Below are 12,299 nucleotides of genomic sequence, written 5' to 3' on the forward strand. Positions count from 1 at the left end.
GCTGCGCCATGCGCGCACTTGTTTCCACCCCGATCACGCCAAGCGTTTGATCTGACTGGTGAAAACGTGGGGAAACCTCAGGGTCAGGTTCACTTCTGAACTACTGACCCCAATCCTGGCTCCGTGTTGTCGCGGGCTACATCACCCGCACTTGCTGTACCCACAGTTCAAACACGTCGCACACCCGTCCATCAGCACCAGCGCCTTCGTGCTGCACTTGTGGCACATCGTCGCGGACGGCGGGAAGCTCGCGCCGTCGCCGGTGATTGCGATGTCTTCGGGGTGATCGTCGGTAGATGCGAAAGCGCCCTCACCCCGGCCCTCTCCCGCCGATGCGGGAGAGGGGGAAGATCGGCTTACATCACTGTTTTTTTTTGAGCCTTCGCGCAGCGCGATCTGCTTGCGCTTCTCGGCGATCAGGGCTTTCTGCGCGTCGGACATTTCCGGGTCGTGCATCATGCCGATGGACTTCAGATGGTCCTCGACGATCATGCCGAGCTCGGCGACCAGCGACGGCATGTACACGCCGCCGGCCTTGAAGTAGCCGCCCTTGGGGTCGAACACGGCGCGCATTTCCTCGACGAGGAACGTCACGTCGCCGCCCTTGCGGAACACGGCGGACATGATGCGCGTCAGTGCGACGATCCACTGGAAGTGATCCATCGACTTGGAGTTGATGAAGATCTCGAACGGGCGGCGCTGTTCGTGCTCGGAACCGGCGTTGAGCACGATGTCGTTGATCGTCACGTACATGGCGTGTTCGACCAGCGGCGACTTGATCTTGTAGGTGCTGCCGATCAGCACTTCCGGGCGCTCGATGCGCTCGTGCATGTGGATCACATCGGCCTTGGGGAGTTCCGCCTCGACGACCTCGCGCGGGACGGACGTCGCTTCGACGGCCTTGTCTTCCGGTTTGACGACGGCGTATCCGGTGATCTTGCGGTCGATCTTGACGGCCATGGCGGGTGTCCTGGGTGGGGCTGTGTTGGTGTTGGCTGGTGGGCGTTTGGGGTTGCGGGGGACTGCTGCCCTCACCCCAACCCTCTACCTCGGCGGGCACGTAGTCCCAGGGGGAGAGGGGCTTTGAAACTGAGTGGGTGGAGATTGGGACGTCGTTCTTCCCTCACCCCAACCCCTCTCCCAGAGGGAGAGGGGCTTTGAGCTACCGCGCGCTCATCGAGAGCGCGGCGTTGAAGCGGTTGGATCAGGCCTTCTTCGACGCGCGCTTGGCGGCGCCCTTCTTGGCGGCGACCGAACGCTTGGCGGTCTTGACCGTCTTCTTGGCGACGCCCTTGCGGGCGGCGACGCTGCGCTTGGCGGTCGCGGTCTTGGCGGCGGCCTTCTTGGCGACCTTCTTCACCGCTTTCTTGACGGTCTTCTTGGTGGCGTTGACCTTGCGGGTGGTCGCGGCCTTCTTGGCGGCGGTCTTGCGGGTTGCCGACTTCTTGGTGGCGGCCTTCTTCGCCGATGCCTTCTTGGCGACCGACTTCTTGGCGACGGCCTTCTTCGCGGTGGCCTTCTTCGCCGTCGTCTTCTTGGCGGTGGTCTTGGTCGCCTTCTTCGCGGTGGTCTTGCCGGCGCCCTTGCGCTTGAGCGCGGCGATCTCGGTCGAGGCGGCGGTCTTGGCGGCGGCGAGCGACTTCTTCACCGCGGTCACGCGCTTGCTGACGGCCTTGCTGGCCGTTTCGGCGCGCTTGGTCGCGGCCTTGCGCACCTTGGTGACGCGCTTGGTGACGGTCTTCTCTGCGTCCTGCGCGCTCTTCTTCGCGGATTTCGCGACAGCGCTGGCGCGCTTCTTGACCTCGGCGACGATGTCTTTCGCCTTCTCGGCGACATCTTCGGCGGCGTGCGTCAGGGTGTCTGCAACCCCGTTTCCGTTACTCATTCTGGGTGTCCTCGTCAGTGATCTTTACGGAGCACTTCGTCCGCGGCGGAAATGTAGCGCGAAGCCGGTGCACAGGGGAGCAGCAATTGCGGGTGCAGCGGTGATGCGAGTGCGGCGTGGGTTGCCGTTTCTGCGCCGGCGTTGCCGCCGACGCGTCGGGGCAGTGCTCAGAACTTGCCGTAATACCCTTCCTTCAACGCATCGAACAGATTGGCGGCGGTGTGCATTTCGCCGTCGTATTCGATCTGTTCGTTGCCGGCGACCTCCAGCACTTCGCCGCCTTCCAGCTCGAAGCGGTAGGTGGTGTTGGCGAGATCCGCTTCCTTGACCAGCACGCCCTGGAAGGCGGCGGGGTTGAAGCGGAACGTCGTGCAGCCCTTGAGGCCCTGCTGGTGGGCGTAGCGGTAGATGTCCTTGAAGTCCTCGTAGGGGTAGTCCGTCGGAACGTTCGCGGTCTTGGAGATCGAGCTGTCCACCCAGATCTGCGCGGCGGCCTGCACGTCGACATGCGCCTTGGGGGTGATGTCGTCGGCGGCGATGAAGTAGTCCGGCAGCTGCGCGTCAGGATCTTCCGAGTACGGCATGGCCTTCGGATTGACGAGCTCGCGGTAGGCCAGCAGCTCGAACGAGAAGACGTCCACCTTCTCTTTGGACTTCTTGCCTTCGCGGATCACGTTGCGGCTGTAGTGGTGCGCGAAGGACGGCTCGATGCCGTTGGAGGCGTTGTTGGCCAGCGACAGCGAAATGGTGCCGGTGGGTGCGATCGAGCTGTGGTGGGTGAAGCGCGCGCCGGACTCGGCCAGCTGGTCGACGAGATCGGGCGCGACCTCGGCGATCTTCTGCATGTAGCGCGAGTACTTGGCGTGCAGCACCTTGCCGGGAATCTCCTGGCCGATCTTCCAGCCGTCGGCCGCCATTTCCGGGCGCTTACGCAGCATGGCCGCGGTGACTTCGAAGCGTTCTTCCATGATCGGCGCGGGGCCTTTTTCCTGCGCCAGCGTCAGGCCCATTTCCCAGCCGGCGACCGCCATCTCGCGCGCGATGCGCTCGGTGAACTCGCAGGAATCGGGCTCGCCGTACTTCATCTGCAGCATGGTGACCGTGCTGCCGAGGCCGAGGAAGCCCATGCCGTGCCGACGCTTGCGCATGATCTCGTCGCGCTGCTTCTGCAAGGGAAGCCCATTGACCTCGACCACGTTGTCGAGCATGCGGGTGAACACGCGCACGACTTCCTTGTATTCCTCCCAGTCGAAGCTCGCTTCGCGGGTGAACGGCTTGCGGACGAACTTGGTGAGGTTGACCGAGCCGAGCAGGCAGGCGCCGTAGGGCGGGAGTGGTTGCTCGCCGCACGGGTTGGTCGCGCGGATGGTCTCGCACCACCAGTTGTTGTTCATTTCGTTGACGCGGTCGATGAGGATGAACCCCGGCTCGGCGTAGTCGTACGTCGAGACCATGATCATGTCCCACAGGTGCCGCGCGCGGACCTTGCCATAGACCTTGCAGGCGACGAGGCCGTCTTCGCGCGACACGTAGCTGCTGGTCTGCGGCCATTCGCGCCAGATCACCTGTTCGGGATCGGCGAGGTCGAAATCGGCGGCTTCCTTCTCGTTGATCGGGAACACCAGCGGCCAGTCGGCGTCGGTGTCGACGGCTTCCATGAAGCCGTCGGTGATCAGCAGCGAGAGATTGAACTGGCGCAGGCGGCCGTCTTCGCGCTTGGCGCGGATGAAATCGCGCACGTCGGGATGGCTGACGTCGAAGGTGCCCATCTGCGCGCCGCGGCGACCGCCGGCCGACGACACGGTGAAACACATCTTGTCGTAGATATCCATGAAGGACATCGGGCCGGACGTGTATGCACCGGCGCCGGCGACGAACGCGCCCTTGGGCCGCAGCGTGGAGAACTCGTAGCCGATGCCGCAGCCGGCCTTCAAGGTGAGGCCGGCCTCGTGCACCTTCTCGAGGATGCCGTCCATCGAATCGACGATGGTGCCCGACACGGTGCAGTTGATCGTGCTGGTCGCGGGCTTGTGCTCGAGCGCGCCGGCATTGGACGTGATGCGGCCGGCGGGAATCGCACCGCGGCGCAGCGCCCACAGGAAGCGCTCGTGCCAGTGGCGCTGCTTCTCGACGGTGGTCTCGGCATCGGCGAGCGCCCGGGCCACGCGCTGGTAGGTGCCGTCGATGTCGGCATCCACGGCCACGCCCTGCTTGGTCTTGAGGCGGTACTTCTTGTCCCAGATGTCATCCGACGCGGGCTGCATCGGAATGTCGGGACCGGTATCGGACTTCACCGCCGCGAGGCGAACCGTGCTCATGCTGCTGTGCGCTCCTGGAATCGCGCCGGCCTGAGCCGGGCGCCTGTCGTGTACGTCGTGCGAATGCGATGCAACCGGGGACGCATCAGGCGCCGTCGGTCGTTGCGGATGTCGAAAGCGGGGAATGCCTGTGGACGCAGCGCCAGTGGCGGCCGGAAACCGTCATTTCCTTGGCATTCGAGCCCATCGCGTGCATCCCCTTTGCTGCGAAGTGTCGCTGATCGTGGAAAGCCCCACGTGTTGGGAATTTCCAACGCCGGCACCCAATATGTAGTGGCGGCAACGGGGGTCCACGCTACGCCCGCACTCCGACCGGTGTCAACCTGAAACCGGGGCGACCGGCGATTCCCCGCGCGCCGGATGACAGCCGTCGGACCGCGCGCGGATGAATGCGACTTTCAACACCGATTCAAATGCCGCGGCGCACACTGGCACGCCTCGACGGCAGCCGTTAGGGTCGCCCGTCGAACCACATCCATGCAGGCGTCGACCACGACGCATCGCCCAGGGGACGTTCCATGCGCGCCAAGACCACCCTCCTCGCCCTGACCTGCGCCGCCGCGTTCGGTGGCTTCGCCGCCACTGCGATCCGCGATGTGGTGCAGCAACCGGCCGGCGCCACGCCCGGCGGGCTGACCGCGGTGCCGACGATGGCCGCGCTGCCGACCGCGGTCGATGGCGCGCCGCTGCCGTCGCTGGCGCCGATGCTCAAGACGGTGACGCCGTCGGTGGTGTCGGTGCATACCAAGCAACGCGTGCGCGTGAGCCCGTTCGGCAACGACCCGTTCTTCCGCCGCATGTTCCCCGAGCTGAGCCAGGAGCGGATCAACGAATCCCTGGGCTCGGGCGTGATCGTCGATGCGCAGCAGGGGTATGTGCTGACCAACCACCATGTGATCGAAGGCGCGGACGATGTGTCGGTGACGCTGGCCGACGGGCGCACGGTGGAAGCGGAATTCATCGGCTCGGACATGGACACCGATATCGCGCTGATGCGGATCAAGGCCGACAACCTCACCGCGATTCCGCTGGCGCAGGATGCGAACCTGCAGGTCGGCGACTTCGTCGTCGCGGTGGGCAATCCGTTCGGCTTCGGGCAGACGGTGACCTCCGGCATCATTTCCGCCGTCGGCCGCAGCAACGTGCCGGGCGTGGGCTTCCAGAATTTCATCCAGACCGATGCGTCGATCAACCCGGGCAACTCGGGCGGCGCGCTGGTCAACCTGCGTGGCCAGCTGGTCGGCATCAATACCGCGAGCTTCAATACGCAGGGCAGCATGGCCGGCAACATCGGCCTGGGTTTCGCGATTCCGATCGGCCTGGCCCGCAACGTGATGACCCAGCTGGCGACGACCGGCAGCGTGCAGCGCGGCACGCTGGGCATCGACACGCAGACGGTGGATGCGCGCATCGCCCAGGGCCTGGGCCTCGATGACCCGCGTGGCGCCGTGGTCACACGCGTGTACGGCGGCTCGCCCGCAGCGCGCGCGGGCCTGCGCACCGGTGACGTGGTGATCTCCGCCAACGGCCAGCGCATCGACAACAGCGAATCGCTGCGCAACTTCCAGGGCCTGCAGGCGATCGACACGCCGGTGACGCTGGACGTGCTGCGCGACGGCCGCACGGTGAAGGTGGACACGCGACTGACCGCGTTGCCACGCGACGGCGCCAGCGTCGACGCGCGCCTCACCGGTGCACTGTTCGCCGACCTGCCCGAAGCGCTGCGTCGTCAGAACCAGCGCGCCGGTGGTGTGCTGGTGGAGAAAGTGGAACCGGGCAGCCGCGCCTTCCAGAGCGGTCTGCGCGATGGCGATCTGATTTTCGCGGCGAACAGCGGGCAGTTCCGCGACCTCGCCGGCTTCCGCGACTCGCTGGCCGACCGCCCGGCCGATCTGGTGCTGCGCATTTCACGCCGTGGACGCATCAACGACGTGATCATGCGTTGACGCCATTACCCCCGTGCCTCGCCTTCCGCGGGGCATCGTTCAACTGACAGGAGCACGACCATGAGCCCCACTTCGACCGACGCGGTGAAGACCCATCTTGGCGAGGCAGGTTCGCACCTTGCCCAGGCCGCCCGCGATGCAGGCGCCGCAGTCAAGAACGCCGCGAACGTGGCCGGTGACGAGCTCAAGCTCGGCCGCGCGACCGTGAAGTCCGATCTCGCCGATTCCGCGATCGCCGGCGTTGCCGCATTCGAGGAAGGTGGCACCGCCGCCAAGGAACAGTACGACGTGCTGCTCGACAAGGGCCGTGACTTGGTCGAAAGCGCTGCCGACCTGATCCGCGAGCGTCCGATCGCTGCGTTCGGCACTGCGTTTGCGGCAGGCTGGATCATCGCCAAGCTCGCGCGCAGCAAGTAAGCGCGGCGTTTCGTGACCGAGCGCGTGACCGGGGAAGACCCGCGCGAGGAACCCGCCGGCAGCGCAGAGCGTGCGCCCGGCGAAGCCCCACACCTCGACGAAAGCATCCGCCGCATCCGTGCGGCGGCCACTGAAACCTTCAGCTCCGGACTCGACAGCGGCCGCGCCCTGCGCAAGCTGGTGTCGGCCGACTTCGCCTTGTCGCGCAGCGCCCTCGGGCGTGCGCTGGCGTGGGCGGCGGTGTCGGTGGTGTTCGGTGCATCGGCATGGCTGCTGGCGATGGGCGCGGCGATTGCATTGCTGCAGTCGTGGGGCCTGTCGTGGCTGGCGTCGATTTCCATAGCGACGCTGATCAGCCTGATCGTCACCGCGATCGCCGCCTGGCGTGTCTCGGTGTTCTTCGACTACGCCGGCATGCACGCAACGCGTCGCCAGCTCGCGCGGCTGGGCATGTTCTCCGAAGCCGGGCACGACGATGACGACGAGGAAGCAGGCCTGCCCGCTTCCACGGGCGCATCCGACAAGGCGAAGACGCCATGAATTTCGAAGGCCTCAAGAATCGCGTCGATCGTGCCGAGGCGCTGGTCGATGGTCGCGTGGTGCAGACCACGGACCGCTACCGCGCCCTGCGCACCAGCTGGCGCGAAGCCTGGACACCGCCGCGCATCCTGATCGCCGGTCTGGTGATGGGATTTGCGACCGGGCATCTGGAACCGCGACGCGCATTGACCAAGCTCGGCAAGCTAGGCGGACCGAAGTCCATCCAGTTGCTCAGTGCATTGTCGGGACTGCTGACCTCGGTGCAGGCGACCGTGGCAGCGGCCACTGCCGAGAAGGCCGCAGAGACGGCGGACGATGCGGCGCAGACCGCGGACGAGGCGGCCGACAACGTCGCGGCGAAGACTTCCGGCACGACCGATACGCAAGCGGCCGCCGCTGCTGGTGCCGCTGCGGCGGTGCAGGTGCAGCAGGCCGCCTCCGGCGCGACGCAACACCAGTCCGCCGGCGCCCAGACGCAGTCGGGCGCGCCCCCCGCTGCAGATGCATCGACGCCGCGACCCGATCGCAGACGTCCCGATCCGGTGCTGTCGGAACAGCCACGTCCCGCTGAAGCGGCGACTGAGCTGTCGGAATCCGGGCGCTGAGCAGCGCCCGCTTCCCTGACCGCCTGGAATCATCGCGATGAGTGTGCCCACCGTACCGCCGCCGGACGACGACGCGCCGCTTCCCGTGCCGATGCCGGTCGAACCGCGGCCGCGCGCATCCACGGCACTGGTGGTGCTGACCACGCTCGCGGTGCTGGTGACACTGTGGGCCGCGCAGGGCGTCTTCCTGCCGGTGCTGCTGGCGATGTTCTTCGCGCTTGTCGGCAATCCCGTGTTGCGGGGTCTGCGCCGGCTGTGGATCCCGCGCTTTCTCGGTGCATTGCTGGTGCTGTCGGCCGGCCTGGTGGCGGCCGGCGCGCTCGGCGTGCAGCTCTATGGGCCGGCCAGCGAGTGGGTGCAGCAGGCACCCAAGCAGCTGCGCACGCTGGCACCGAGGCTGCAGTCGATGACCCAGCCCGTGCACCAGGCCAACCAGGCGGCCGAATCCTTCGCGCGGGCGACCGAGAACCGGCCGCAGCGGCGTGTGCAGTTGGTCGAGATCCAGGACAACGCCTCGTGGCGCACCCTGGTCGCGACGCCGAAGATGCTGGCCTCCGTACTGGCTGTCGTGTTGCTGACGTTCTTTTTCATGGTCTACGGCGAAAACCTGCAGCGCAACGCGATCGCACTGCTGCCCGACCGGCAACGCCGCAAGCTCACGGTCGACATCATGCATTCGATCGAACGCGAGATCTCGCGCTACGTCCTGACGATCTCGATCATCAACACCCTGCTCGGTGCGACCTTCGCCGGTGTCCTGCTCTGGATGGGGTTCACCCTGCAGGACGCCCTGCTGTGGGGCACGGTGGTCGCGCTGCTCAACTTCGCGCCGTACGTGGGCCCGTTGATCGGCCTGCTGCTGATGCTGCTGATGGGCTTCATCAGCTACGACGGCGCCTGGCCCACCGCGGCCTGGGCGCCCCTGGTGCCGGCGGCGATCTATCTGCTGTTGCACACGATCGAAGGCCAGTTCGTAACGCCGATCGTGCTCGGCCGACGCATGGCCTTGTCGCCACTGTTGCTGGTGCTGGCGCTGCTGGTGTTCGGCTGGATGTGGGGCATCATCGGCCTGCTGCTCGCCGTGCCGCTGCTGGTCTGCGTGAAGCTGGTGCTGCAGCGCGTGGAAGGCTTCGACGGCTGGGCGCGGCTGCTTGGGTGAGCCATGCCGGCGGTGCCGGCATGGGTCTAATCCTCACCAGCTGAAGCCGGCACCTGCCGACACGCTGCTCTCGCCGCCAGCGACAGCGCCACCGAACGAAATGCTCGCGCGATTGCCGATTGCACGCTGGTAGCCGACCGCGATCGCCTGCTCACCGCCTTGTCCACCCACGCCCACGCCCACGCGGTTGCGTCCGGCCAAGCCCGAGGTGTTGAGCGCCATGCCCGCGTACGCACCACTCATCGCGCCCATGCGATCAATGCGACGGTCCTGGTGGCGAAGCCGGTCGTCGATCTCGCCGCGCAGGGCAGAGAAGTTGTCATCCCAGGCGGCGAAGCGGCTGTCGGTATAGGCGTTGGCGTCCTGCAGCGTGCGCGCATCCCCAGCATCCACCTGCGCGACATTGGCAGCGTCAGTCTCACGGATGCCTTCGGCGACATTCGTGATGCGACGCTGTTGCTCGGCGTTGCCGACCGACACCGTATCCGCTTCGTCGGCAATCGACCCCTGACCGAGCGCGACCGCACCTTCGGCGCTCACGCGCGCATCCTGTCCGACGGCGGTGCCTGATGCCGCCTCCACGCGCGCGTCGGCTCCGACCGCGACCGCATTGGATGCGTCCGCAGTGATCGACGCGTTGCTGCCGAGTGCAGTGCCGCCCTCGGCCTCGACGACCGCGCCATGTCCGACCGCGGTGTCGTTGCCGTCGACCGCGACACTTTCATTGCCGACCGCCACGCCGTCGCCGCGTCCAGACGGCGGCGCGTTGACGCCACCGCCACCGCCGGTTTCCAACGCGCCGATCCGCCCATCGAGGCCGGCGATCACGCCGTCGAGCGCGCCCAGCGCGTCGCCGACATTGCCGTAATGGCTGCCCTGGACCGTGAACACACTGCCGATCAGGCGACCGCCGGCGTCGACGACGGTGCCGCCGCCGAAGGCGGTCGCGACCGATTGCATCGACGCGTGCACCTGCGCGCCATTGACCGCATCGCGGCTCGATGCATTGATCGCGCCGGCAGCCACATTGCCCAGTCGCGTGCCGTCTTCGCCTGCCAGGGTGACGCTGTCGCGATTCTCGCTGTCGTAGGCCACCGCGTTCGCGGTCACGCCCTCGATATCGCCAATGCGATCTTCGATGCCGTCGACACGGCCTTCGACCGCGCCCACGCGCTGGTTGGTCTCGAACAGCTGGTTGCCGGTCACCGCATCGGCACTGTCTGCCGCGACTTCGCCATCGGCGAGGTTGGTCAGCAGCGTGCCCTGCTCGCCGGCGAACGTCACCTGGCCGCGGCTGGCATCGTCATAGCCGATCGCGTTGTCGGCGACTTCGCCCACACGCGCGGCGACCGCGCTGAGCTGGTCGAAGTTGACCGCATCCGTGCCCTGCGTGCCGGCACCCACATTGACCAGTTGCCGCTCCGCGCCCGCGGCGCCGATCGACACCGTGCCCGCACGATCGGCGACGGCGTTGGCACCGAGCGCCACACTGCCGGCCGCGATCGAAAACGCATCGGCGCCGAGCGCCATGCTGCCATCGCCCAGCGCGAGACTGCGGAACCCCAGTGCCACGCTCTGGACACCATGCGCTTCGGCCACCTGGCCGATCGCCGTCGCGCTGTCGGCGAACGCACCGGCGCCGCCGCCGACTGCCAGCGTGCGCATCGCACCGGTCCTCGCTCCTTTGCCGATGGCGGTCGAGTGATCGGCGCCCGCGGTCGCCATCACGCCGACTGCGGTCGACGAGTTCCCGATCGCACTGCCGCCAACCGACACCGACTCCTCACCACCGGCATAAGCACCTGCACCGATCGCCGTCGACTGATATTCCAGCGCGCGTGCACCGGCGCCGACCGCCGTGCTTTCGCGACCCGACGCAGTCGTCGCGAATTCCTCCATCTCCCAGGTTTCGCCGTTCATCACGTACAACTGGCCGCCAATTGCGGTCGCGCTGTCGGCTGCGGCCTGGGCACCGGCGCCGAACGCGCTGGCGTAGTCGGCGGACGCCGCACTGTTGAAGCCCACCGATGTCGTGTGCTTCTCGTACGCGAACGCACCGCTGCCAAAGGCCGATGCGCCGAGCGACGCGGCCAGCGCGCCGGATCCTGCCGCCGTCCCGTAGTCGCCCATCACGGTCGCGGGTTGCTGGTTGTCCGCGTCACCAGTGGCCTCGAAGAAATCGGCGTATCGGGTCGCGTCGCGCAGCTGGGCGAGATTCACCGCATCGGTGTCCTCGGTACCTGCCGCCACGTGGATGATCTGGCGGTCGATCGCCTCGACGTCCGTCGGAAAGGGATTACCGCCGAAATGCTGCCGCGCGTGCGTGCCGACCGACACCGCGTTGTCGCGATCGACATACGAGCCCGCGCCCAGCGCCACCGCATTGTTGTAGCCATCGGCCACCATGGCATTGCGCCCGAGCGCCAGACCACCGGCGCTGCCCGGATGCACGATGCTGTTGGACCCCATCGCCACACTTCCGTGACCGCCGGCAGCACTCCAGTTGCCCAGGGCCAAGCTGTTCTCGCCGGAGGCGTAGGACAACAGGCCGAACGCCGAGCTACGCGCGCCGTGCGCCTCGGCGCTCGCCCCCACGGCGGTCGAATGGTCGGCGTAGGCACGTGCTTGTCCACCGATCGCAATACTGTCTTCACCCCGGGCGGTACTTGCGGCGCCCAACGCGGTCGCACCGATGCCGCTGGCCTCGGCCGCCATGCCGACCGCGGTGGCGTTGGACGCGGTCGCCTGCGCAGCCGCGCCAATCGCGGTGCTTGCGTGGCCCGAGGCGACCGTTGAAACGTCCACCTCCACCCAGTCCCATTCGCCCGGCGAGCCGATCAGCATTCTCAGTTGCCCACCGACGGCCACCGCGCTCGTTCCCGTCGCCTCGCTGAAAGCGCCATAGCTCGTGCTCCACTGCTCGGACGCCATGGCGTTGTAGCCGCTGGCGGTGGCGAAGTCGCGGATGGCGAGCGCGCCACTGCCGAATGCGGAGGCGCCCAGCCCGCCCGCGACCGCGCCCGAGCCGGCGGCGGTTGCGAATTCGCCCGCTGCCGAGGCGCCGGTGTCTCCACTGGCCTGGAAGTAATCGCCGGCGTCGGCCGCAGGATCGTCTTCGGCAGCGTCGACGGTGTTGGTTGCCATCGCCCCGGTGGGGGTCTGCGTGGTATCGACCGTATCGACCGGCCCCACCAGATTCACGTCCGCGGACGCATCGGCGCCTGCAGCTCCATGGTTGACGATCGCGGTGTCGCCGGAAGCCGGGAATCCGACTTGGGGCGTCTGCGCCTGTGCGTGCGGTAGAGCGGAAACGAGTGCGGCAATGGCCAGCGCCAGGGTCGTACGGGTCATGTTGGGCCTTCCCTCGGAATAAGGCGGCGGAGCGGGGGCTCCACCTGCTCGCCGCGACACGCGGCACTCCCGATCCTT

The 12,299-nt window shown here is 67.2% G+C and carries 9 protein-coding genes; 5 read left to right on the top strand and 4 right to left on the bottom strand.

What is annotated here, in order from left to right:
• Positions 1-141: 141 nt before the first annotated feature.
• The 3 genes from J2W68_RS10575 to J2W68_RS10585 form a co-directional block, all read right to left on the bottom strand.
• Positions 142-960: an NrdJb gene (locus J2W68_RS10575; RefSeq protein WP_310235583.1), complete on the bottom strand. Its 819-nt coding sequence runs from the start codon at positions 958-960 to the stop codon at positions 142-144.
• A gap of 244 nt (positions 961-1,204) precedes the next feature.
• Positions 1,205-1,885 (bottom strand): hypothetical protein, encoded by a 681-nt coding sequence (locus J2W68_RS10580; RefSeq protein WP_310235586.1) that lies wholly within the window; start codon positions 1,883-1,885, stop codon positions 1,205-1,207.
• A gap of 167 nt (positions 1,886-2,052) precedes the next feature.
• Positions 2,053-4,203, bottom strand: a complete 2,151-nt coding sequence (locus tag J2W68_RS10585) for an adenosylcobalamin-dependent ribonucleoside-diphosphate reductase (protein WP_310235589.1) — start codon at positions 4,201-4,203, stop codon at positions 2,053-2,055.
• 518 nt (positions 4,204-4,721) lie between these two features.
• Here J2W68_RS10585 and J2W68_RS10590 point away from each other — a divergent pair.
• From J2W68_RS10590 to J2W68_RS10610, 5 genes are read left to right on the top strand one after another with little or no spacing between them, the layout of a single operon-like run.
• Complete coding sequence (locus J2W68_RS10590; RefSeq protein WP_310235591.1) at positions 4,722-6,149, top strand: Do family serine endopeptidase; 1,428 nt, start codon at positions 4,722-4,724, stop codon at positions 6,147-6,149.
• A 60-nt stretch (positions 6,150-6,209) separates the two neighbouring features.
• Positions 6,210-6,566, top strand: coding sequence for a hypothetical protein (locus J2W68_RS10595; RefSeq protein WP_310235593.1), 357 nt, complete (start codon positions 6,210-6,212; stop codon positions 6,564-6,566).
• A gap of 24 nt (positions 6,567-6,590) precedes the next feature.
• A complete protein-coding gene (locus J2W68_RS10600) occupies positions 6,591-7,106 on the top strand; it encodes a phage holin family protein (RefSeq protein WP_430539717.1) in 516 nt (171 codons plus the stop codon).
• Positions 7,103-7,711: a hypothetical protein gene (locus J2W68_RS10605; RefSeq protein WP_310235594.1), complete on the top strand. Its 609-nt coding sequence runs from the start codon at positions 7,103-7,105 to the stop codon at positions 7,709-7,711. The genes J2W68_RS10600 and J2W68_RS10605 overlap by 4 nt, the downstream gene beginning before the upstream one ends.
• Before the next feature lie 37 nt (positions 7,712-7,748).
• Positions 7,749-8,870: an AI-2E family transporter gene (locus J2W68_RS10610; RefSeq protein ID WP_310235596.1), complete on the top strand. Its 1,122-nt coding sequence runs from the start codon at positions 7,749-7,751 to the stop codon at positions 8,868-8,870.
• 33 nt (positions 8,871-8,903) lie between these two features.
• On the opposite strand, the gene J2W68_RS10615 is transcribed toward J2W68_RS10610, so the two are convergent.
• Complete coding sequence (locus J2W68_RS10615) at positions 8,904-12,221, bottom strand: YadA-like family protein (RefSeq protein ID WP_310235598.1); 3,318 nt, start codon at positions 12,219-12,221, stop codon at positions 8,904-8,906.
• Positions 12,222-12,299 lie beyond the last annotated feature (78 nt).

Source organism: Luteimonas terrae (assembly GCF_031457535.1).
Lineage (GTDB): Bacteria > Pseudomonadota > Gammaproteobacteria > Xanthomonadales > Xanthomonadaceae > Luteimonas > Luteimonas terrae_A.

What these genes read in the sequence shown, in the direction of transcription:
- J2W68_RS10605 (WP_310235594.1), top strand. Translation starts at nt 7,103, where the DNA reads ATGAATTTCGAAGGCCTCAAGAATCGCGTCGATCGTGCCGAGGCGCTG.
- J2W68_RS10590 (WP_310235591.1), top strand. Translation starts at nt 4,722, where the DNA reads ATGCGCGCCAAGACCACCCTCCTCGCCCTGACCTGCGCCGCCGCGTTC.
- J2W68_RS10595 (WP_310235593.1), top strand. Translation starts at nt 6,210, where the DNA reads ATGAGCCCCACTTCGACCGACGCGGTGAAGACCCATCTTGGCGAGGCA.
- J2W68_RS10575 (WP_310235583.1), bottom strand. Translation starts at nt 960, where the DNA reads ATGGCCGTCAAGATCGACCGCAAGATCACCGGATACGCCGTCGTCAAA.
- J2W68_RS10580 (WP_310235586.1), bottom strand. Translation starts at nt 1,885, where the DNA reads ATGAGTAACGGAAACGGGGTTGCAGACACCCTGACGCACGCCGCCGAA.
- J2W68_RS10610 (WP_310235596.1), top strand. Translation starts at nt 7,749, where the DNA reads ATGAGTGTGCCCACCGTACCGCCGCCGGACGACGACGCGCCGCTTCCC.
- J2W68_RS10585 (WP_310235589.1), bottom strand. Translation starts at nt 4,203, where the DNA reads ATGAGCACGGTTCGCCTCGCGGCGGTGAAGTCCGATACCGGTCCCGAC.
- J2W68_RS10615 (WP_310235598.1), bottom strand. Translation starts at nt 12,221, where the DNA reads ATGACCCGTACGACCCTGGCGCTGGCCATTGCCGCACTCGTTTCCGCT.